This is a genomic window from Dehalococcoidia bacterium (assembly GCA_035310145.1).
Classification (GTDB): Bacteria; Chloroflexota; Dehalococcoidia; order CAUJGQ01; family CAUJGQ01; genus CALFMN01.
In genome coordinates this window covers 46194-68069 of the sequence record DATGEL010000003.1, presented here as the reverse complement: position 1 = coordinate 68069, position 21876 = coordinate 46194, and the positions used below count along the sequence as shown (strand labels likewise).

Genomic DNA, 21876 nt, shown 5'->3' with positions numbered 1-21876 from the left:
GCCGAGCGCCGCGATCCTTGAAGCGGCGCTCCGCTCGTGCGGCCGGGCCGGGAGGCGCCCGCTGCCAGCTCACGCAACGACCGGAAATCAGGCAGACCCCGCCGGCATCGCTCTGGTCGATCTATGATGGTGCGTCGCCGCCCTACGCAGAGCTGGAGGGGAAGATGACCGTCACGGTACTGTGGGAAGATCGCGAAGCAACCTGCGCGGAAGCGCGAGCCGAGGGCGATGCCCTCTGGCTGCCCGTCGCCGCGTTGCCGGCCGTGAGTGGCTGGGAGCTGAAGCCCCAAGGCGCCTGCCGCGGCGATGTCTGTGTGCCCTTGCCGGCGGGGCGCCAGACCGAGTTTACGCGTGACGGCGGCCGGCAGTTCAACCTGGCGGCGCTGGCGCGGTTGCTGGGCCAACCGGAGCTGCATGAGACGACCCCAGACGCCTGGGCCTTTGGCGAGGCGGGCGCGGCGCGGCGCGACGCGCTGCGGAGCCTCGAAGCGCCCGACTTTACCCTGCCCGACCTCGAAGGGCGCATGCATTCGCTCAACGACTACCGCGGCAAGAAGGTGCTGCTCGTCTCCTGGGCGAGCTGGTGAGGCTGCCGCATGGACCTGCCGGTCTGGCAGGCGCTGTACGCGGAGCTGGGGGAGAAGGGCTTTCTGCCGATCTCGGTGGCGCTGGATACCGGCGGCGCGGCTGCGGCACGCGAGTGGATCGAGAAGGCGAAGCCGACCTATCCCTGCCTGATCGACGAGCATCACGTCGTCGCGCGGCTCTACGACATGATCAACGTGCCGAGTGCGGTCTGGATCGACGAGCAGGGCCGTATCGTGCGCACCACCGAGCCCGCCGGCGCGGGCGACGGCTTCCGCACTATGGACCGCACCACCTTCCAGATGCCGCCGGAAGCGATCGAAGACTACCGGGTGCGGCGTGAGGTCTACCTCAACGCCCTGCGCGACTGGGTGGCGAAGGGCGCCGCGAGCCGTCATGTGCTCTCGGCAGCGGAGGCGCGGCGGCGCCTGCCCGGTCCCAGCGAGGAGCAAGCGCTGGCGGCAACGCACTTCCGCCTGGGTACCTGGCTGCACGAGCAGGGGCAGACCGAGGCCGCGCAGCGGCACTTCCACGCAGCGCAGCGCCTGCGGCCGCAAAGCTGGTCGTACAAGCGCCAGGCCTGGGCGTTGGAGCAGCCTGGCCTCGCCGGCGGCCCGCCGTTCTGGGCCGCGGTTGATGCGCTGGGCGACCGGCGCTACTACCCGCAGATCGAGATGGAGGGGATGCCGCGCTAGATGGCGGCGATTCTGCGCGACACCTCCGACACGGCGCTGGCCGCGGCGATCGACGCCAACCAGGCGGCGCAGTATGGCCTGCTCGCCGAGGGCATGGGCGGAGAAACGCACGACGAGGGCGACGCGCTCTGGTTCATCACCGACATCGACTACGCACTGTTCAATGGCGTGATGCGGGCGCGTCTGCCTGCCGCGGCGGCGCCTGCTCGCATCCAGGAGCTGCTGGCGCCGTTTCGCGGGCGGGCGATCGAGATGACGTGGCACGTCGGCAGCTCCTCGGCGCCGGACGATCTCGGCGAGCAGCTCCGCAATCACGGCCTGTGGCGCGGGCTGGGAGAGCCGGGGATGGCGGCCGAGCTGGCCGCGCTCCCGGCCGGACGCCCGATCGCCGGCGTCGACGTCGAGCCCGTGCGCGACACCGTGGCCTTCGCCGTCTGGCTAGACGTGATGGCCCGCGGCTTCGACATGCCTGTGATCGCGCGCGACGCCATCGGTGTAGCCTACCGCTGCTTGGGCTTTGGGCCGGACTCCTTCATGCGCCACTACCTCGGCCTGTGGCGAGGCGAACCCGTTGCCTCCTCGACGCTCTATCTTGCGGAAGGGGTAGCCGGCATCTATAACGTGGCCACCTTGCCATCCGCGCGCCGGCGCGGCATCGGCACGGCCGTGACGCGTGTGCCGTTGCTGGAAGCGCGGGACGAAGGCTACCGCGTCGGCGTGCTGCAGTCGTCGAAGCTGGGACTCAACGTCTACTGGCAGCTCGGGTTCCGCCCCTACTCGCGGCTGATTCAGTACGGATTGCGTCCGGGCGCAGGGTGAGGCGGCGGGCACTGAGACGCCCCGAGTTGCCGCAGTTATGTAAAGAGCGGTGCCATGGCGCGGTGCTCCGAGAGCTCACGCATGGCCTCATCGTCCGGCGCCGCGGTGAAGCGTTCGGCGGCGTCGATGATCCTGGGCAGCAGCGAGACGTCGCCCGCGGTGTTGAGGAAAACGCCTTCGTGGCCGAAGACCCAGTGCACGGCCAGATCGATGTCCGGTTGCTCGCGCAGCGGCTCGTACCAGGTCGGAGCGCCGTGCGGGCGCTCGCTCCAGGGCGCCAGTGTGATCGCTTTAATCGTCTGCATCGCCACGCCGCGCTCGCGGCAGACGGCCCGCAGGGCAGCGAAGTCGGCAGCGTACTGCGGGTTCTGCAGCATTGGGTGGTTGAGCGGCAGCAGCACCGAGTCGAAGGCGAACCGTTCGAGGCTGCGGCGGTGCATCCGCGCCACCGTCACGCCGTGCCCGGTGACGCCGATGAAGCGCACCAGGCCGGCCTCGCGCGCCTCGATCGCCGCCTTGAGGGCGCCGTCCGGCCCCAGCGCCGTCTCCCACTCGGCTTCGTCGACGAGGTTGTGCAACTGGATCAGGTCGACCTGATTGACCTGCAGCCGATCGAGCGAGCGGCGGATCTGGTCGCGGGCGCCGGCGTAGGTGCGCTCGCCCGTCTTCGTCGCCAGGAAGAAGCGATCGCGGTGCTTCGCCAGCCACGGGCCGAGGCGCAGCTCCGAGTCGCCGTAACTGGCCGCGGTGTCGATGTGGTTGACACCGCGCGCAAGCAGCAGCGCCACACTGCGGTCGGCCGTCGGCTGGTCCACGCGGGCAAAGGCGGCTGCGCCGAAGATCGTGCGCGTGCTGGTGTGGCCGGTGCGGCCAAACGGCAGTGTCGGGATCATCGCTTGCCCCCTCGGCGCACGCTGCGGCGCGTCTTGCAGCCCAGCATACGCCACACGCAGGCCCGACCGCTCCCATGCTGTTCATTCGCCGGTCAGCACCAGCGCCGCGAGTGCATTGACCAGCGCGTCCGGGTCGAGCGGCTTGGCCAGGTGCGCCGTGAAGCCGGCGGCCAGTGCCCGTTCGCGGTCCTCGTCGCCCGCGTAGGCCGTGAGCGCCAGGGCGGGCAATGCGCGTCCAGAGGTGAGCCGGTGTACCGCCGCCAGTAGTTCGTAGCCATCCATCCCCGGCAAACCGATGTCGGCGAGCAGTACGGCCGGTCGCACCCGCGCTATCGCTTCAAGCGCAGCCTCGGCGGAATCGGCCGCGGACACCGCCGCACCCTGAGCCGCGAGCACCAGTGAAAGCAGTTCGCGGGTCGGCGCGTCGTCCTCAACCACGAGCACCGGCACGCCGGCGAGGCGGCCCGCTTCCACCGCGCCGGCAACGGCGACATCCGAATCGCTCCCCTCAGCGCCGGCCAGCGCCGCGAGCAACGGCAGCCGCACGGTAAACGTCGCTCCCTGGTCACGGCCGGCGCTGTACGCCGTCACGTTGCCGTGATGCATCAGCACGAGCTGGCGCACCAGAGCCAGGCCAAGCCCGAGGCCGGTCTGGCGCGGAGCCGCGGGGTCCGCCTGCCGGAAGCGCTCGAAAACATGCGGCAGGAACTCAGGCGCAATGCCCTGGCCCGTATCACGTACGGAGAGCACGGCGTCGCCGCCTTCGGCGGCGAGAATAAGCTCGACGCGGCCGCGCAGCGGCGTGAATTTGATCGCGTTAGCAAGCAGATTCCAGACCACCTGCTGCAGGCGCGTTGCATCGCCCCGAGCGAAGATAGGGCAGCCCGCGACGGCGAGCTTCAGCTCGATCGAGCGGGCTTCGGCCGATGGGCGCACGATCGCCGCCGCCGCTTCCACCACGGCGCACAGATCCACCTGCTCGGCTGCGAGTGAGAGCTTGCCCATGATGATGCGCGAGGCGTCGAGAATGTCCTCGACCAGCCGCGCCTGCGTCTGCGCGCTGCGCTCAATCTGCGCCAGGGCCTGGCGCGTTTGCTCCGGGCCGAGGCGCCCGCGGGCGAGCAACTGCGCGTACGCGAGGATCGGGGTCAGCGGTGTGCGCAGCTCGTGGGAGACGGTTGAGAGAAAAGCGTCGCGGGCGCGGTTGGCGGCCTCGGCGTCGGCACGCGCGGCCTGTTCCCGCGCCAGCAGTTGCTCACGTTCGTGCTCGGCCGCCTTGCGCTCGCTGATGTCGCGTAGGTTCTGCACCACACCGCGAACGTTCGAATCGTGCAGGAGGTTGCTGGCCGTGGCCTCGACATAGCGCCAGGAGCCGTCAGGGTTGCGCAGACGGAACTCGATCGGCAGATAGTCGCCGGGTTCCCGCACCACACCGGAGAACGACTGCACGAGGCGCGGTACATCATCGGGATGCACGAAGGCGAAGGCGCTCTGGCCCACGACGTCGGTGGCATCGTAGCCGAAGATGCGCTTCACAGAAGGGCTGACGTAGCGCATCACACCCTGCGCGTCCAGCACGACCACCACGTCCGAGCTCTGTTGGACGAGGGCGCGGAAGCGCTCCTCGCTCCGGCGTAGCGTATCTTCCCCGGCACGGCGGTCAGTGATCTCGCTGACGCTGGCGCCGGCCGCCACAATCGCGCCCGAGGCGTCGCGCACCGGAAAGTAGCTGACCATCCACTCTCGTTGGCGTCCGGGGTTCGCCGCGGTTTCGCCGCGCACCTCGACGTTCACCAACGATTTGCCCGTCTTCAGCACGTGGCGCAGCGCCGGCTCGACCGTGTCGGCCAGTGCGGGCACCACGTCGCGCACGCGGCGTCCGAGGCAGGCTTCCACGGTGACGCCGTTGATCGCGGCGAGGGCCGGATTGATGCGGAGATAACGCAGATCGCGGCTTAGCAGCGCAAGCCCGACCGGCGCGGCGGCAAGCAGGGCATCGAGCAGGGCCGAGGCTTCGTCGGGCAAGGCCGTGCGCTCCAGCCGTACAGTCGGCAATCTTGCAACAACAGTATAGCGATACGCTGAAGAAACAGAATCGGACCGCCGGCTTGACCAGGTCCGGCGCGCCGGCGTGCGAATCCGCGCGGCTGCCGGCCACGAACCTACCCATTTCGATCACTTGCGGCGAAGCGGGGCGGTTTCAGCCCGCCGGCTACCGCGCGCTAACATCTGACGGCACGGCGCTGCCGTACTCTCCATGAAGCAGGGCGGAGGCCGCCGGCCCACGCGCCGCCGAGGGCGCGCGGCGCGACGGCGCGCCCGCCGTATGGAGCGATCATGCGCCACTTCTGGTACGGCACCGCCGCGGGCTGCGCCTTCGTCGTGGTCTCGCTGATCGCCCGCGCGGCGGACAGCGTGCCCACGCTGCCGGAGCTGGCGCAGGATCGCCTGGTGCTGCTGCTGCCGGGGCCGCTGTTCTCGCTGCTGCTGGATCGCCTTCTCTATCTCGGCAAGCCGCTGCTCTTCGCCGCGCTGTTGCTGGCGGAGGTGGCGGCCGGAGGTCTCGCCGGGCTGGCGATCGGCCGCTGGGGCCGGCCCGCCGCGGCGGCCGCGGCGCTGTGGCTGCTCACGGGCTTCGTGCTGCTGCCGCTGGTGGATCGCGGCGTGTTCGCCGGCAGCGCCGAGGTGGCGCTGGTGCTGCTGCTCGGCCTGGCCGCCTACGCGCTGACGTACACGCTCTTCGCTGGTCTGCCGCTCAGCCTCGCCGCGCTATTTGGCCCGGCGCAGGAGACGCGGCAAGCCGAAGCAGAGACGCCTGAGGCGCGTGCGGCCGCGCAGATCGACCGTCGACGGTTGCTGGCCGGCGGCACGCTGGGCCTCGCCACGGTGCTCTTGACACGGCGCGCGATCGGCCGGCTCCCCGAGCTGCCCCCGCGCGGTGGCGGCGGTTCGGCGCTGGCGGCCGGGGGCGGCGATGCCTCCGCCGGCGGCGCCGATGAAGCGTTCAGCGGCCTGCCGCCGCCGGTGACGCCCGTCGATCGCTTCTACATCGTCTCCAAGAACCTGCTGGACCCGGTCTCCAACGGCAAGAGCTGGCGGTTGCACGTGGGCGGCATGGTCGAGCGGCCGCTGACCCTGGGTTACGGCGAGATTACCGCCCTGCCGGCGGTCACTCAGGACCGCACGCTGGAGTGCATCTCCAACGAGACTGGCGGCGACCTGATCAGCAACGGCGTCTGGACTGCCGCACGTCTGGCCGACGTGCTGCAGCGGGCCGGCGTGCAACCGGGCGCCGCCGCGATCACCTTCAGCAGCGCCGACAAGTACACCTCCGCCCTGCCCCTGGCGCAGGCGCAGGATCCCTCCACGCTGCTCGCGTACCAGCTCGACGGCGCGCCGTTGCCGCACAAGCACGGCTACCCGGTGCGCGTTTTGGCCGCCGGCCTCTACGGCATGAAGAACCCGAAGTGGCTGACGCGCATCGACCTGGTCGCGGCCGAGCAGCCGGGCTTCTGGCAGCAGCAGGGCTGGGATGAGCAGGGCATCATCCAGACGATGGCGCAGATCAACACGCCGGTAGACGGCGCAAAGCTTGCGGCGGGAACCGTGCAACTTGCCGGCATCGCCTTCGCCGGCGCCCGCGGCATCGCACGCGTCGAGGTCTCGAGCGACGGCGGTGTGAGCTGGGCGGACGCGCGGCTCCTGCCCTCGCTCGGCCCCAACACCTGGACGTTCTGGCAGAACGCCTGGCAGCCAGCGGGGAGCGGCGCCTTCACGCTCAGCGTGCGCGCCACGGACGGCTCGGGGACGGAGCAGCCGGCGCGGCGCACCGATCCGTTCCCCGCCGGCGCTACCGGTTACCACCAGATCCGCGTGCGTGTCGGCGGCTGAGCGGATCCCGGCATTGGTGCACAAGCGGAAGCCTTGAGCGGAGGGCGGATCATGGGACGCGTACTCCGGATCGTTCCGGCCTGTCTGACGGCCGCGGCCATCATGGCGCTGGCCGCTTGCGGCTCTTCGAACAACGGCAGCCATACCGCGAACAATCCCGCGCCAGCCGGCGTAACGGTCGTTGCGGCGCAGGCTGCCAACTCGGCCGCGACGAGCGCGCCGCCGTCAGCGGCTGCCGCCGTGTCACCCAGTCCGGCCCCAGGCGGCACGGCCGCCGCTGGACCGGCCGGTCTGGGCACGCCGGCGACCAATCCGGTCGAACGGCTGAGTGGGACCGTGCAGAGCGTGGACGCGGGCAAGGTCACGCTGAAGGACGGCGGCAGCTTCTCGCTCTCACCGCAAACGGTCGTGACGAAGCGGGCGATGATCACGGCGGCGGATCTGAAGACGGGTCAGACGGTGGCGATCACCGCCCGGCGCCAGCCGGACAATACGCTGCTGGCGAGCATGATCGTGGTCTTTCCCGGCGCGCCGAGCGGCTTCCGGCTCGGGCAGAGCCCGCTGGACGCCGGCAACTTGATGACCAACGCGACGATCGACAGGGTCGCGGGCAGCAGCTTCCACGCCTCGTTTCCCGGCGGCGGCGAACAGGTGAGCATCGCGCCCGACGCGCAGCTCCTCACGCTGGCCGCGGGCACGCAGGCGGAGATCGCCACTGGTGCGATGATCACGGCCGCGGTGCGCAACGGCGTCGCCCAGCAGGTCTCGATTCAGTAGGGCGTGGCGCCTATTCCTGCTTCGCTTCGCTCGGCTGTCCCCTTCCTGCGAGGAAGCGCTTGTCCGAGAGCTACGGGGCGTCCTCGCCCTTACTCCTCCCGTGTCCGGCCAGAGCGCAGCGCAACCGTCGGAGACTTTCCACGCAGACGCGGCGATCTGAAGCTCGCCGCGGCGCGGGTATCTTGAACCAGAGCGCGGTCAGGCGCGGCGCGCGGTGTGTCTACGCAGGGGGTGCAGCGATGAGCGCGTCGTAGGCTGAAATTTGCCGTTCGCGCGCGGCGTCATAGGCGGCGCGGTGCTCGGCATTCGGAGAAAACGTGTCGCCGATCGCAGCGGGAACGCGCTCGGCCTTCGGCGCAACCACCTCCAGTGCGGTTACAGCCGTACCGCGCAGCGTGGTTTGGCCTTCGAGCGAGGCCACCATCGGCGCCCCGATGACGTCCGCCAGGATGCCGAGCCACTCCGGCAGGTCTTCGGCCGCCCCGCCGCTCACCACGACGCGCGCGACGTCCGGCGCAAGCCGGCGCACCTCGTCCGCAATCAGTCCCAACCGCAGCGCGATCCCCTCCAGCAGGCCGCGGAACAGCGCCGCCGGGTCGGTGTGGAGATCCATGTTAGTGAAGCTGGCGGTCGCGTGGCCGGCCCAGCCGGGACTGCGCTCGCCGGTGAGGAAGGGCAAGACGACGGGCGTATCCATGGCCGGCGGCGCGGTGATCACGGGCCGCAGGCCGTCGACCGGCGGCAGCTTCAGCAGGCCGCGCAGCCAGGCGACCGCGCGGCCGCCGTCGTTCAGCGCACCACCCAGCAGCGACTGCCGTCGGTTCACGCGGTAGCACCAGAGTCCGTGCGGCACGACATCGGGCGTGCCCTCCAGCAGCACCCGCACGGCGCCGCTGGTGCCGAGCGAGAGGGCGTAGCTCTGCAGGTCGGTCGCGTCGCTGCCGATGTTGCTGGCGTAGCCGTCGGCGATCGCGGGGAACCACTTCGCCTGCTTGAGCTGCGGCCAGCGGCGGGCGAACTTCTGCCGCAGCCCCTGCAGTGGCTCGCCCGTGTCGCGCAGGCTCGAGAGCTGGTCGGCCTTCACCGGCAGCGCGGCGAGCAGCTCCGCGTCCCAGTCAAGCTCGTGCCGGTTGAGCAAGCCCGTCCAGGCGGCGGTAGAGAAGGACGCCGCGCGCTTGCCCAGCAGATGCACGTAGACGAACTCGCCGAGCGAGAGCCAGTAGGCCGCGCTCGCAAGCGTTTGCGGCTCCGTGGCCTGCAGCCAGCGGAAGCGCGCCGGCAGATAGCTGGCGTGGAAGCGGCAGCCGGTGCGCTGCTGCACCGCGTCCTCGTCCAATTCGCGCTGGAGCTGCGCGACCTGCGGCGCAGGGCGCGCGTCGGCGTAGGTGAAGACGGGCGTCAGCGGCCGGCCGCGCGCGTCCACGCCGACGAGGCTTGAGGCGTAGGTATCGCAGGCGACCGCGGCGATCTGTTCCGCGTGTCTGCCCGCCGCCTTGAGCAGGCCGTCGATGATCTGGATCGCCTCGTTCAGCACCGCCTCCGCGTCGCCGACCACGGTGCCATCGGGCTTGCTCGTCGCCTGGTGGCGGATGCGCACCTCACAGCGCTTGAGCGTGCGCCCGCGCGCGTCGAACAGGCGGCCGCGCGTGCCGGAGGAGCCAACATCGAGGGCCAGGACAAAGGGGGGCTCGGCGCGCTTCTTGCCGACGGTCTCCATGCGCATTGCACCCGACGCCGAGAGTCGCCGGCTCGCGAGCGGACAATGAGCACACGCCCGTCCCGGCCGGCGCTGGGCGGATTCTACCACTGCCCCGCCGAGGCGCTGCCCTATACTGGAGGCAAGTGAAATTTCGGAGAGATGGGCGCGTGTGGCGCTTCTTGCCGCGCAGCCGGCGAGTGCGGTTCGCAATCGGCGGCCTCGTTGTGCTGGCGGCGGCCGTGACCGGCGCCTCGTTGATCATGATGCGCAGCAACACCCACACGCTCGCGCCGCCGGCTCCCACCGTCAGCGCCCAGCGCATCGATTACACGCTGAAGTCGTCGCTGCTCGCGCTGGTGCAGTCGGCCGACCTGATCTGCGCCTGCACCGTGCTCTCCGAGTCGCCGCCCTACCTGGCAACGCCGCGGGTGGACGGCAGCGGCGCGGGGCCGGCGCCCGCAAGCAGAGCCGTGCAGGACTTCAGCGTGCGCGTGGATCGCGTGGTGCGCGGCACCAGCGAGCCTGCGCAGACAATCACGGTGACGCAGGCAAGCAACCAGGGCAGCGCAGCCGCGGCCGCTGAGAATACGCCGCTGGTGGCCGGCTCGCACTACCTGCTGTTCCTCAGGCGTGCCGCCAACGGCAAGTACGGGCTGGTCTCCGGTCCGCAAGGGCTGCTGCTTCTCAACGCCCAGAACCGCCTGCAGCCCGCGCTCGCAGACGATCCGGTCACCGGCCCGCTGCGCAATCGCAAACTTGACCAGGTGCTCGGCCTCTTGCGTGGACCGGTGACGACGCCTGCGGCGCATTAGGCCAGGCTCTCCGCATCCGCCGCCTCCGCGTGCGCGAACGAGCGGAGACCACGAGCGTCTTCACACACGACACAAGGAAGTTCAAATGTCGCAGAATCTCTTTCCCGAGCTGGACACTGCCCAGCCGCCGGTGGACCTCAGATCATGGCGCCCCGACTGGGACTTCGGCCCGATCGAGGGCTTTCCCGTCTACACCCGCGCGAATGTCGGCGAAGTCATTCCGGGGTTGATGTCGCCGCTCGGCGCCTCGGTCGGCACGAACGCGCTCGACCAGGGCTTCATCCTCCTGTCGAAGATGCTGGGCACCTTCGAACCCTACCGGCGCCGCCTGCCGCCCGGCATCGAAGACGGCACGGCGAAGACCGGCGCCTGGGTGGGCGTCTTCTTCGGCCGCGCCTATCTCAATCTCAGCCTGATCACCGAGGGCGCGGACCTGATCCCCGGCACCTCCACCGCGGCGGTGGAGGAGCAGTACCTGGGCGGCGTGCGCAATCCCGGCGCGCCGCCGCGCCGGCTGACCCTGGCGGAACGACGAATCAAGCTCACGGTGATCCCGCACTTGCTGCGGGCAACGCTGCGCGCTCCCCGGCTGACCGATGAGCAGGAGCAACGGGTCACCGAGTATGTGCGACACGAAAGCGCCCTCGATCTGCACCAGGCGAGCGGCGACACGCTGCTCGCTCGCCTGGCATACTCGGGGCGCTTCCAGGTGCCCGTTGCCGGCCTGCATCTGCTGAACAGCGCCGGCGCCAGCACGGGCCTGGAGACCCTCTCGCGCAGTGTGCGCCGCTGGCTGCCGAATGCTCCGGCCGGGCTGGTGGAGCGGTTGGTCACCGGGCTGCCGGACGTGGAGAGCGCCAAGCCGGCTTACGAGATCTGGCGGCTCTCGCGCCTGGTGAAGGCCGACGACGGTCTCACGCGCCTGTTCGCGCGGACAGACGCCGGCGAGACCGCCGCGGCGCTGGCCGCCGCGCCCGGCGACGCGGCCACGGGCCTCCGTGAAGCCCTGGACGGCTTCCTCGGCCGCTATGGCTACCGCGCGATGCGCGAGGCCGAGCTGTCGTCAAAGTCGTGGGCGGAAGACCCAACCTTCGTCTACGCCACGATCAAAAGCTACGCGCAGGCCGGCGAGGACGCCGACCCCTTCCTCGCGCACGCACGCCAGGAGGCGTTCCGCCGCGAGGCAGAAGCGTACGCGTTCAAGCAGCTGAATCCGTTGAAACGGCGTCTCTTCCGCCAACAGCTCGGGGTGGCGCAGCGCTTCATTGCCCTGCGTGAGAAGACCAAGGCGCAGTGGGTGCGGGCGATGCAGCCGGCCCGCGCCATCTGCCGCGAGGCCGGGCGGCGTCTCACGGAGCAAGGCGTGCTCGCCACCACGGACGACGTGTACCTGCTGCTCTACGATGAGTTCGAGCAAGCGCTGCGCGGTCGGCTCGACACGGCCGCCGCCCGGCAGGCCGTCGATCGCAGACGGCGCGACCTGGCGATCTGCGAGCGCGTCGAGTTACCGGAGTGGTTCGACGGGCGGCCCGAGCCTCACTGGACCGGCGCAGAGCAAAGCAAACCGGCCGGCGACATGCCCGCCGCGGCGACCCTCAAGGGCATCCCCGTCAGCCCTGGACGCGCGCGCGGACGGGCGCGCGTGATTACCCAACTCGACGAGGATGCCGCGGTCGAGCCGGGCGAGATCCTGGTTGCGCCGTTCACCGACGCGGCCTGGACGCCGCTCTTCTTCACCGCCGCGGCCGTGGTCGTCGATCTCGGCGGGCCGCTCTCGCACGGCTCGACCGTGGCGCGCGAGTACGGCCTGCCCGCGGTGGTCAACGTCAAGACCGGCACCAAACAGATTCGCGATGGCCAGGAGATCACTGTGGACGGCACCAGCGGCGAGGTGTTGTTGCACTAACGGTTGGCCCGCGGCCGCTACACCTCGCCCGCCGGCCAGCCGGCACGAACCACTGCCGCCAGTGCCGCACGCTCCGCCTCCGGCAAGAAGCTGTGCCGCGCAGCGTGCAGGGTCAGCTCACGCAACGCCGGCAGCGTGAAGCCGAGCCGGTCATGCAGCAGGCCAAGCTCCTTGCTGAGGTTGGTCTGAAACGGCAGCGGGTCGTCCGAGCTGACGGTGACGGGGACGCCGGCCGCCACCAGTGCGCGAATCGGATGCTGTTCGAGCGCGGGCACGACGCCCAGCCGCAGGTTGCTCGTCGGGCAGACGTCGAGCGCAACGCGCTGCCGCGACAGCGTGGCCAGCAGCTCAGGATCCTCGACCGCCCGCACGCCGTGCGCGAGGCGCCGCGGCCGCAGATCTTGCAGGCAGTCGCGCACGCTTCGCGGCCCGGCGCCTTCGCCCGCATGGACGCGACGTCCGAGCCCGGCTGCCGCGGCCGCGCGAAACACGTCGCGAAAGATGCCTGCGTCGGGCGCCCCCCCGCTCATCGCCGTGCAGATCGACGCCGCAGAGCGGCAGGCCGCCCTTGCGAGCGGCCAGCGCCTCCTCCAACCAGTCGCGCGCCAGCGTGGCGGCGCTCTGGCCATCGGGCATGAGATGGGTGCGGCTGAAGCCGAGGATCAGCCCGATCCGCAGCGGCTTCCGCGCTTCCACCTCGCGCCGCGCCTGGTCGATCGCCGCCAGCGTCTCGCCGAGGGGCACGTAGAACGGCTGTCCGGGCGTGCGCGGACCGAAGCTCGGCTCCGCGTAGATCACGTTCTGCGCCACGAGATCCTCGAAGCATTCGCGGGCGACGCGGTAGTAGTCGGCGGCCGATCGAATCGTCGTACGCAACACTGTGCCGAACTCGGGGATGAAGCTCGGTAGATCCGTGAAGCGCCAGAAGTCGCGCTCCCAGCCGGGCTGCGCCAGCGGCGACCCAGGCGCATAGCGGTTCGCCTGCTCGCGCACCGTCTGCGGGCGCAGGCTGCCCTCCAGATGCAGGTGCAGCTCGATCTTCGGCACACGACGCAAGATCGCCGCCACGTCGGCGTCGGGGGCAGGATTGAGTGGCCGCTGGCGCCGCGTCATCCGCTCACCCCAGATCGCTTCTCACCGACCGCGGCTATCGGATCGCGCGGGCATCGGTCGGAGTGCGCTGTTCTCTGCCGGCGCTGGCTCTCACAATAGCCTCATGAGCCGCTGGCTGGGGCTGCGCGAGCGCGTCGAATCGGCGGGGTTGGCTGAGCAGGCCGGCTTTCTGCTGCTCGTCGTCGCCACGGGCGCGGGCATGGGGCTGGTCGCGGTCGGCTTCCGCGAGCTGCTGCACGGCGCCAACCAGCTCTTCTTCGGCTCGTTTAAGGGTGTAGATCTCGCCGCCACGCTGCTCGACCGGCCCTAGGTCGCGCTGCTGCCGGCGGCGGGCGGGCTGCTGGTGGGCCTCTATCTGCGCTTCGTGCTGCACGCACCGGCGGGCCACGGCGTCTCCGAGGTGATCGTGGCCGTGGAAACGAGAGGGAGCCGCCTGCCCTGGATCGCCGGCGTGCACACGGCGATCGGCTCGACCGTGACGATCGGCTCCGGCGGTTCGGCCGGGCCGGAGGGGCCGATCATCCAGATCGGCGCGGCGCTCTCCTCCGGGCTCGGCCAGCTCCTGCGTCTGCCGGCGCCGCGGCTGCGCACGTTGCTGGCCTGCGGCGCCGGGGCCGGCCTCGCGGGCATGTACCATGCGCCGCTCACCGGCGCCGCCTTCGCCAGCGAAGTGCTGCTGGAGGAGCTGGAGCCGAGGCGTTTCTCGCTGCTGGCGCTGGCCGCGGTGGCCGCTACTGCCGTGGCGCAGCAGTTCAGCGTCGAGCACGTGATCACGGCGCCCGCGCTGCCGCCGGCGCCCTGGCAGGACGTGCCGCTCGACTTGCTGCTGGGGCTGATTGCGGCCCCGCTGGGCGTGGCGCTCTTCCTGGCCGTGCATTCGCTGGGCAGCCGCATCGAGCAGTCGCGTATTCCCTTCTGGCTCGGTCCGGCGCTCGGCGGGCTCGCGGTGGGCGCCATCGGCCTGTTTCTGCCGCGCGTGCTCGGCAGCGGTGACACCGGCATCGAGCAGGCGCTGAACGGTCACCTGGAAACCGGCCTGTTGCTTGCCCTGCCGCTTGCCAAGCTGGCGGCCACCAGCTTCACGCTGGGATCCGGCGCCACGGGCGGCGTGTTCACGCCCTCGCTCTTCATCGGCGCGACGCTGGGCGGCGCCTTCGGCGCGATCGTCGGCCGCGTCTGGAGCGGCGCCAGCCCGGAGCCGGCTTACACGCTGGTCGGCATGGGCACGGTGGTGGCGGCCGTCGTCAACGCGCCGCTCACCGCGGTGCTGCTGGTCTGCGAGTTCACGCGCGATTTCAACCTGCTGCCGCAGATCGTCGCCGCGGTGGCGGCAAGTGTGATGCTGGCCCGCCGGCTGCACGCGGAGTCGATCTACACCTTGCCGCTGCGCCTGCGTGGCATCGACCGCGAGCTGATCCGCCTCAGCCCGCTGGCGCGCATCCGCGTGCGCGAAGTCCTGATCCGCGACTGGCCGACGATCGCGCCCGATCGCACGCTGCGCCAGGCGATGGCGCAGGCGCGCACCAGCGGCCGCACGGTTTTTCCGGTGGTCGATCGCGACGGGCGTTTCGAGGGCGTGCTCAGCCTCGACCAGGTGGCGGCCGCGCTGGAACGGGCGGACGCCGCCGGCGAAACGCAGTTCGAGGACCGCCGTGTACGTGACCTGGCGCTGCGCGACGTGCCGCTGCTCGACCCTGACGAAACGTTGCACGAGGTTGCGCTGGCGCTGGCCGGCGCCGCCTCGTTCATGCCGATCGTGCCGGTGGTGCGCCGCCACGGGGAACAGTACGTGGGTGTGCTGGAACGTTCCGCGATCCTGCGCTCATACAGCGCCGCCTCGCGCCTGCAGGGCCGCTCGGAGCGGGCGCGGCGGGCACGTCAGCAACCTGGGGGCTAATCGCCGTCTCCCGCGAGCGTCGTGCCTTCCTTCTCTGGGTGCAGGTGCGGCAGATGCGGGTGCGGCACATGCGGGTGGGCCAGCGCCTGCAGCGTCTTCGGCGCCCGTTCGCGGAAAGTAATGTGGTGATTGAACGTGAAGTTCCACGCATATGAGACGGCGGTGGCGCCGGCGTAGACCGCGCAGTAGACGAAGAAATCTCGCTTGATGCCTACGCCCCAGCGGGTGGCGAAGCCGAGAATGCCCGTGTGCAGCACGAGGGCGCCGAGGCTGATCAGCGCGAACTGCCCACCCTGATGCAGCACGCTGCGCCGCTCGACGTGCCGGTAGTTCCAGATGCGGTTCCAGAAGTAGTTGTTGACGATGCCGGCACCGTAGGCGATCGGATTGGCGACGATCACACGCCAGCCAAGCTGCTGATTGAGCAGGGTGAAGAGCACAAAGGAGATTACCGTGCCGCTGAGCCCAATCATGCCGAAGCGGATCGCCTGCCAGGAGACCGAGGGCTCACGGCGGCGCGTGGCGGCCTGCGAAACTGTCACCAGCGATCGGCTCCTCGCGCGGTGTGTACGGTGATCCGCTGACTGAGTACTATCATCGGCGGGCGCGTGAGTCGTTAAGAGATTACAAGGACGTGGTGACAAAAGACTATCACGCTAGCCCGAATGGGTTGCAGCCGCCGGCCCGGCTCTGGCTGCCATAACGAGATCGCCGAGCGCTTCCGTGAGCCGGGCCAGTTGCGACTCCGTAAGCCGGCCGAGGATCTCGATCACGTAATGGCCGGCGGCACGCTCGAGCCGGCCGGTTAGGTCGGCGCCCAGCTCCGTCAGGTAGTTGTGCTGTACGCGCCGGTCCTGCTCGTCTTCTTCGCGCCAGACGAGCTCGCGCTGCAGCAGCTTCTCGACGTGACCCGTGATCGTCGAGGGATTGACGCCGAACCGTTCAGCAAGCAGGCTGCCGGTGCTGCCGGGCTCCTCGCGCAGCATGAACATCAGTCGCAACTGGGGCACGGTCAGGCCGCACTCCGCCCAGAGGCGCGCCCGCAGCGGGTCCACAATTGCCACCGCCTCACCGTAGAGCCGCGCCGCCCCGACGAGCGCCGCACGATCATGCGCCATACTATTTGCCCTTTACACAACTGCTTTTTGCGCGTATCGTAGAGGCATCGCCCGGCCGGGCGTTTCCGCGGTTATGCGCGTTGATTCTACGTCGCGCCGCCCACGCAGGCGACAGGCGGCCGGCAGGCACGGAGGAGCGCGATGGTGACGCGATCCCGCTTGAGCGAGCAACTGCAGCAGTCGATGCCGCAACGCGAGCCTCCCTACCGTCCGGCGATGCTGCTCCCCGCCGCCGAGCGCGCGGCGTTGGCCGAGAAGCTGGGCGACGCCGCCAACTACGAGATCGGCTTGCTGCGCGACATGGTGCAGGCAGACCCAGCGAACGTCGAGTTCCGCAAGGCGATGGTCTGCGGCATCGCCAGCGCCGAGTTCGCCGGAGTGGACGCCTTCAGCCGCAAAGTGGCTGAGTGGCAGGACTGGAACGTGCCGCCCGAGCTGATCATGGCGATGGCCCGCCAGACCTGGGACGAGGTGCGCCACGCGCAGCTCGCCCTGGGCCTGCTCGACTCGTACGGCGGAAAGATCGACGAGTATCCGGACACGTTGGGCGGTGGCGGCGGCCAGGTGCGGCAGATGCTCGAACTGGCGCTGGGCGACAACCCGCAGGACCCGCTAATCAGCCTGGAAACGACCAATGTCTCGCTCGAGGGCGAGGCGCTGGCGCTGTTCCAGGCCACCAGCGAGCTGGGCGGCCGAATCGGCGATGCGCTGATGCAGCACGTCTACGATTACAACTGGGCCGACGAAGTCACGCACACGGCGATTGGCGACTACTTCGTGAAGGAGCTATGCGCGGCGGACCCGGCGCAGGAGGGCCGCGCCCTGCGCGCCCACGCGAAATTTGAGCAGATCCGTGCCCAGCTCAGCGGTGAACAGAAGGACGAGATCCGCGCCTTCTTCGCCGAAGAAGCCGACCGCGCCAGCACGGCGCTGGGCTAGCATTCAGGACCAGGTATGACCTACCGCATTGCCCTGGAAGGCTGCATCAACTGCGGCTGGTGCCGCCGCGCCTGCCCAACGGAAACGATCGCGTTCTTCCTGACGCGCCAGCGCACGCACGTGATCAGGCCTGAGGGTTGCATCGACTGCGGCATCTGCGCCCGCGTCTGCCCGGTGGACGTGATCAGCTACGACCAGGAGTACCGGCACGATCCGATCGACCTGGAGGCGGCCAAAGCGCACGCCCGCGCCTGGGCCCGAAGACAGCGCCAAACCGCGCAGCAACGCAAGCTCCGGGCGGAAGCGGCGGCGGCAGGGGTACGGGCGCGGCCGGCAGACGCCGGCCCTTCGAGGTGAAGACCGCATGCCCGAGCTTTGCATCGACCCGCGCACCGTCGGCGGCGCCTTCTCGGTGGACGAGAACGGCCGCCGGCTGTTGCATTACCGCTTCGCCGAGCACGCCTGCATGACGGCGGCGGGCGCCTGGGCCTCAACCATGCCGCAGATCAAGGCCAAATTTGCCCTGGGCGAGCACTGCTACCAGGACTCGGTGCACTGGTTCTGGCTGGGGCAACGCCTGCCCGAGCTGCGCGTCACCGAGGGCGCCGACATCGAGGCGCCCCCTACGCTGCGCAGCAGCTACAAGATGGAGCCGCCCAACGAGCAGTTCGTGAAGTTCGTCGAGACGATGCAGCTCCAGACCGAGCCGCTGCTGCGGCTCGTCGGCCTCTACCGCGTGCTGAAGACGCAGCTCTGCGTCTACTACCGCCATCACGCGCTGGTGACGGACCAGGTTTGCGACGCGCCCACGGTGCGTATCCTCCGCCACATCCTGCTGGAGGAGGAGGAGCACCTGAAGTGGGGCCAGGCGATCTACGAGGAGCTAGCGGACACGCGCGAGAAGCGCCGCGCCGCCCTCGCCTGGCAGGCGGAACTGGAAGACCTGCTGATCCAGGCGGGCGGCATCTGCGGCGACCTGGGCCGGTAGCGGTGGGCAACCTGGTTAACCCGCCGGCGCCGCCGCGGGCAGCGGCACACCGCCGACGGGCACGTCGCGCAGCCGCTCCCACTGGCGATCGACCTGCGCCATGATCACCTCGTCCGGCTGCTCCAGATCGATCGGATCGCCGGCCATCACCCAGCAGGGCCGGCTCGTCACCCAGAAGACTTCGGTCGTGTTGTTCTCCGGGTCGGCGAAGTAGCAGCCGATCGCGCTGGCGTGGCTGACCACGCGGTGGATCCTGTAGCCGCCGGCCTTGATCGCGCGGTACATCTCGCGCAGATCCGCGAGGCTGACCACGCGCATGGAGATCTGATTGATCAGGTGCGGATCCTCGGCGCTGGGCCGGCCGCGCATCAGCGCGATCTCGTGGTCGCTGCGCGCGGGATCCGAGCTGAGGAAGACGGCGCCGGCCTCCCAGTTCTGCTTCGTCACCTGCATGCCGAGCAGGTCGCGGTAGAACGCCACCATCTTTTCGAGATCCTGGACGTAAATGCCGACGTGCCCGAGGCCAACCACGCGCGCCATGCGGAGGCTCCTTTGCGCTGAACACCGCGCCTGAATGTGGCTTATCATACGCCGAATCGCGCACGCGCGTCGGCCGCCACGCCGGCTCAAAGGGCGCGACTCGGCCCTTCAAGCGGCGGCGCCGTCAGATGCCCCACATACAGCGTGCCGTCGTAGGCGACGACGACCGAGAGCGGCTCACCGTCGCTTGCAACGGCGGTCACGAAGTAGTGGGCTCCCGTGTCGTCAACCGGCTCACCCGCTTGAATGGCGAAGCTCTGGCCGCAGGCAGCGGCCGGCGTTGCAGTCGGCGTGCTGTCTCGCGGCCGGATCAGCGTCGCCGTATCTCGAAACAGCAGCCGATAGCCGTCGCCGACGAGATCAAAGTTCGTGCCGGAGCGGCAGGTGAGCGTGCCTGTGATGGGTGAGGTCAGCGTGGTCGCGAGCCGGTCGGTATAGCCGCAGGTCGCCGGTCCGCAAGTCGTGAAGAAGAAGGCGCCGGTGTTCCCCGCGGACGGCAGCCAGCCGACCCGCTTCATGCCGCCGAGATCGAGCCCAACGCCGGTGTTGTAGTCCACTACGCTGTTCGGCGGCACGGGCAGAGGCCCGAGCCAGAGATGGCCGGCGGCATCGACGGCGATCGGGTAGTCCGCCAGCGTGCCGCCTTCGTTTCGCACCCCGTCTTCATTCGCCCAGAAGAGCACTTCGCCGGGCATAGTCACGCGAAAGGTGCGGTCGTCCGCGCGGTCGAATGCAGCATCGCCAGGCCCAAAGCCCGTTTCACCGGTGAGGTAGAGGAGGTGGCCGGACAGCCGAACGGCCGCGCCAATCCAGTGCGGTGCGGACAGCCCGACGTTGGGGAGCGTTCCCCACGTCATGCTCGGCGGAAAGTGAATCTCGTCGCCTCGCCTGAGGTGCAACACCATCGTGGCCGCGCGGTTCTCGGCCTGTACCGGGCCGCTCGCGCTCACCACGAACTGGCCCACGTCCTGCAGTCCGGCGGGCATCACGAGCGCGGCGGGCGCCGGTGTGCCTGTCGTGGGCGGCGCGACGCGCGGCGTGGCGGCTAGCGCCTGTGGAGCCACGAAGCTCGCATTGCTCGCCGGCGCGTGTGTGGCGTGGTGCGACCCACCGCCACAGGCGAGCACGAAGACGCTGATCAGCGGCAGCAGGTGCAGCAGGACGCGCATAGCCGTCCTCTCGCTCGGTTCGGCGCGGGTGCATCCTCATCAAACTAGAACCACAGGAACCGCAGCGTAAACGGTCGGACCGTGGTGACGTTTCACTGCGCCCAACAGCCTCCATACGACTCCCGACGATCACCCGTAGCTGTAGGCCAGGCCGGCGCGGACGTCGCTCTGGATGCCGTACTGCGGGATCGGGTAGCGCAGACCGTTCCTGGCAATGCGCTTCATCCCCTCGATCGCGCCGGGCAGGAAGCGCGGCGGAATCGCCATCAGCAGCTCGTCGTCCAGCACGCCGCCGTAACGCCGCTCGGCGTAGCAGGGGATGGAGAGGCTCGGCTCGCCCGTCTTCAGCGCCCGGCCCCACGAGTCGGCGCAGGCCGACTCGCCCACCACGCCCCACTCGAACTTGCGGTAGCCCGTCCACTGCAGGCCGTTGATCAGGATGATCATCTGCCCGGGCGTGCCGTAGATCAGGCAAACGTCCGGCGGATCGAGCCGGCCCGAGGTCAGCGGCGAGACGGCCAGCGCCGTGAAGCGGCCGTAGGGCACCACGTCCATCGCCGCCTGGTGCGCCGCCGAGTTCTCCAGCGTGTCGAACCAGACGCCGGCCATGCGCCTGCCGGAGAGCCAGTCCGCGTCCTGCGGATGCAGGCCGATCACGGCGCCGCACTGCGCGCCTACGAGGTCGTCGTTGGTGATGCCGACGGTCCAACCGAGCCGGGCAGCCTGCGCCACGATCTGATCGGTCGTATGGATCGCCTTAGGCCGCCGAATGCGCGGAATCGCCTCCATCTCGGCCACGGTCTCGAACAGTTTCATGCCGATCGGCGTGGTGCGCAGCCGCAGCAGGCGGTTGAGCTCGTCGACGACCGCTTCCCAGTCGTAGCGCTCGGGCTGAACCGGCGGAAACGCCATCGGCATCTCGGAGCTGTTTGTGTCAGTGGTCATCCCTGGTCTCCCTCGCTGCGGCGCGTGCTTACCTATCGTACGCCAACGCCGGGAACTGCATCGCACCGGCGATGAGCTCGTCTGCTTATAGCATCGGCCGCCTGGCCCGTTGCGATCAGGGGAAGGCGGGCCGCACCACCCGCGTGAACTGCGACATCGTCTGCAGAATCCCGTCCGGCGTGGCGCCCTCCAGCTCGGGAAAGCCGGCGAAGAACGTGTCGAAGACGATTTCGGAGAAGCCGGCTGCCTGGTAGCGGCGCAGCGTGGCGAGCACCGCGTCCGGCGTGCCGATCGGCATCTCCGGCGGCTCACTTTCCCCGAACCGATGCGACGTCAGTTCGAAGTACAGCGGCGCCCGCGTCGTCAGGGCGATAGTCTCCGGGTCGCGGCCAAGCCGCTTCGCCGTCTCGCGCAGCCCCGCGATGGCGGGCAACAGCTCGGAGAGGCCGACGGGCGAGGCGTGCCACACCTGGCCGTATTTGATCGCGCGCCGGTAGGCGGGCGGCGTGCGGCCGCCCACCCAGATCGGCGGGTGCGGCTGCTGCACGGGCAGCGGCTCAGCGTGCAGATTCTCGAAGCGCACCGTCGGTCCGGCGAACGAGGCGACGGGCGCACTCCAGAGGGCGATCATCGCGTCAAGATATTCGTCGGTGAGGGCGCCGCGCTGCTCAAACGGCACGCCGATCGCGTCGAACTCCTCGCGCATCCAGCCCGTGCCCACGCCGACGTCCAGCCGTCCGCCGCAGAGCTGGTCGAGCGAAGCGATGGCGCGGGCCATCAGCACCGGATGACGAAACGGCAGCACGAACACCGTGGCGCCCAGCCGCACGCGCGTGGTGCAGGCCGCGACGTAACCGAGCGTGACCAGCGGATCGTAGAAGGCCGGACCGAAGCGGCGGTTCACCTCGCCGCGCGGAATGGCGGCGCGATCGGTGATCCAGATCGAATCGAAGCCCAGCGAATCGGCGGCCTGCGCCACGTCGCGGATGGCGGCGGCGCCGGCCACAGCGCGAAAGTGCGGGAGCACGATGCCGAAGCGCATGTGAAGCACCCGTTGCAGGGCTCGCCCGGCTGCGGGCGGCAGTGCCCA

The 21876-nt window shown here is 69.9% G+C and carries 21 protein-coding genes and 1 pseudogene; 11 read left to right on the top strand and 11 right to left on the bottom strand.

Annotation, left to right across the window (positions count from 1 at the left end):
• Positions 1-164: 164 nt before the first annotated feature.
• Both VKV26_00440 and VKV26_00435 read left to right on the top strand, forming a co-directional pair.
• Entirely contained in the window at positions 165-1280 is a 1116-nt protein-coding gene (locus VKV26_00440) for a ResA-like WAxxUGC motif-containing protein (protein ID HLZ68352.1), read from the top strand.
• Complete coding sequence (locus VKV26_00435) at positions 1281-2099, top strand: GNAT family N-acetyltransferase (GenBank protein ID HLZ68351.1); 819 nt, start codon at positions 1281-1283, stop codon at positions 2097-2099. It abuts the gene before it with no gap.
• A gap of 35 nt (positions 2100-2134) precedes the next feature.
• Here the strand turns inward: VKV26_00435 and VKV26_00430 are convergent, their stop codons facing one another.
• Both VKV26_00430 and VKV26_00425 read right to left on the bottom strand, forming a co-directional pair.
• On the bottom strand, positions 2135-2992 hold the full coding sequence (locus tag VKV26_00430; protein HLZ68350.1) for an aldo/keto reductase: 858 nt from the start codon (positions 2990-2992) through the stop codon (positions 2135-2137).
• Between the two features lie 81 nt (positions 2993-3073).
• A complete protein-coding gene (locus tag VKV26_00425) occupies positions 3074-5017 on the bottom strand; it encodes a PAS domain-containing protein (protein HLZ68349.1) in 1944 nt (647 codons plus the stop codon).
• A gap of 312 nt (positions 5018-5329) precedes the next feature.
• On the opposite strand from VKV26_00425, the gene VKV26_00420 reads away from it, so the two are divergent.
• Complete coding sequence (locus VKV26_00420) at positions 5330-6883, top strand: molybdopterin-dependent oxidoreductase (protein ID HLZ68348.1); 1554 nt, start codon at positions 5330-5332, stop codon at positions 6881-6883.
• 51 nt (positions 6884-6934) lie between these two features.
• Positions 6935-7660 (top strand): DUF5666 domain-containing protein, encoded by a 726-nt coding sequence (locus tag VKV26_00415; protein HLZ68347.1) that lies wholly within the window; start codon positions 6935-6937, stop codon positions 7658-7660.
• A gap of 220 nt (positions 7661-7880) precedes the next feature.
• Here the strand turns inward: VKV26_00415 and VKV26_00410 are convergent, their stop codons facing one another.
• Positions 7881-9377, bottom strand: a complete 1497-nt coding sequence (locus VKV26_00410; protein ID HLZ68346.1) for a gluconokinase — start codon at positions 9375-9377, stop codon at positions 7881-7883.
• Between the two features lie 179 nt (positions 9378-9556).
• On the opposite strand from VKV26_00410, the gene VKV26_00405 reads away from it, so the two are divergent.
• Positions 9557-10171 carry a hypothetical protein gene (locus VKV26_00405; GenBank protein HLZ68345.1) on the top strand — a complete coding sequence of 205 codons (615 nt, stop codon included), beginning with the start codon at positions 9557-9559 and terminating at the stop codon, positions 10169-10171.
• Positions 10172-10256: 85 nt separating this feature from the next.
• Complete coding sequence (locus VKV26_00400; protein ID HLZ68344.1) at positions 10257-12077, top strand: PEP-utilizing enzyme; 1821 nt, start codon at positions 10257-10259, stop codon at positions 12075-12077.
• Between the two features lie 17 nt (positions 12078-12094).
• Here the strand turns inward: VKV26_00400 and VKV26_00395 are convergent, their stop codons facing one another.
• Positions 12095-12607 carry a hypothetical protein gene (locus tag VKV26_00395; GenBank protein ID HLZ68343.1) on the bottom strand — a complete coding sequence of 171 codons (513 nt, stop codon included), beginning with the start codon at positions 12605-12607 and terminating at the stop codon, positions 12095-12097.
• A pseudogene (locus VKV26_00390) lies at positions 12594-13190 on the bottom strand (hypothetical protein). Before VKV26_00390 ends, VKV26_00395 begins: the two are co-directional and overlap by 14 nt.
• Before the next feature lie 103 nt (positions 13191-13293).
• On the opposite strand from VKV26_00390, the gene VKV26_00385 reads away from it, so the two are divergent.
• Complete coding sequence (locus VKV26_00385; GenBank protein ID HLZ68342.1) at positions 13294-13500, top strand: hypothetical protein; 207 nt, start codon at positions 13294-13296, stop codon at positions 13498-13500.
• A 33-nt stretch (positions 13501-13533) separates the two neighbouring features.
• A complete protein-coding gene (locus VKV26_00380; protein HLZ68341.1) occupies positions 13534-15087 on the top strand; it encodes a chloride channel protein in 1554 nt (517 codons plus the stop codon).
• Here the strand turns inward: VKV26_00380 and VKV26_00375 are convergent.
• On the bottom strand, positions 15084-15629 hold the full coding sequence (locus VKV26_00375) for a GtrA family protein (GenBank protein HLZ68340.1): 546 nt from the start codon (positions 15627-15629) through the stop codon (positions 15084-15086). The two genes, VKV26_00380 and VKV26_00375, sit on opposite strands and share 4 nt — an antisense overlap.
• Before the next feature lie 114 nt (positions 15630-15743).
• Positions 15744-16205, bottom strand: coding sequence for a MarR family winged helix-turn-helix transcriptional regulator (locus tag VKV26_00370; protein ID HLZ68339.1), 462 nt, complete (start codon positions 16203-16205; stop codon positions 15744-15746).
• A gap of 141 nt (positions 16206-16346) precedes the next feature.
• Between VKV26_00370 and VKV26_00365 the strand changes: the two genes are divergently transcribed.
• From VKV26_00365 to VKV26_00355, 3 genes are read left to right on the top strand one after another with little or no spacing between them, the layout of a single operon-like run.
• Positions 16347-17144 carry a hypothetical protein gene (locus VKV26_00365; protein HLZ68338.1) on the top strand — a complete coding sequence of 266 codons (798 nt, stop codon included), beginning with the start codon at positions 16347-16349 and terminating at the stop codon, positions 17142-17144.
• A gap of 15 nt (positions 17145-17159) precedes the next feature.
• On the top strand, positions 17160-17501 hold the full coding sequence (locus VKV26_00360) for a 4Fe-4S dicluster domain-containing protein (GenBank protein HLZ68337.1): 342 nt from the start codon (positions 17160-17162) through the stop codon (positions 17499-17501).
• Positions 17502-17508: 7 nt separating this feature from the next.
• The gene (locus tag VKV26_00355; GenBank protein ID HLZ68336.1) at positions 17509-18132 is read left to right on the top strand and encodes a hypothetical protein; all 624 of its coding nucleotides are present in this window, start codon (positions 17509-17511) and stop codon (positions 18130-18132) included.
• A gap of 15 nt (positions 18133-18147) precedes the next feature.
• Here the strand turns inward: VKV26_00355 and VKV26_00350 are convergent, their stop codons facing one another.
• The 4 genes from VKV26_00350 to VKV26_00335 form a co-directional block, all read right to left on the bottom strand.
• On the bottom strand, positions 18148-18672 hold the full coding sequence (locus tag VKV26_00350) for a VOC family protein (protein ID HLZ68335.1): 525 nt from the start codon (positions 18670-18672) through the stop codon (positions 18148-18150).
• A gap of 86 nt (positions 18673-18758) precedes the next feature.
• Positions 18759-19841, bottom strand: coding sequence for a hypothetical protein (locus VKV26_00345; GenBank protein HLZ68334.1), 1083 nt, complete (start codon positions 19839-19841; stop codon positions 18759-18761).
• 129 nt (positions 19842-19970) lie between these two features.
• Entirely contained in the window at positions 19971-20753 is a 783-nt protein-coding gene (locus VKV26_00340; GenBank protein ID HLZ68333.1) for a DUF169 domain-containing protein, read from the bottom strand.
• A 148-nt stretch (positions 20754-20901) separates the two neighbouring features.
• Positions 20902-21828 (bottom strand): LLM class F420-dependent oxidoreductase, encoded by a 927-nt coding sequence (locus tag VKV26_00335; protein HLZ68332.1) that lies wholly within the window; start codon positions 21826-21828, stop codon positions 20902-20904.
• Between the last annotated feature and the right edge of the window lie 48 nt (positions 21829-21876).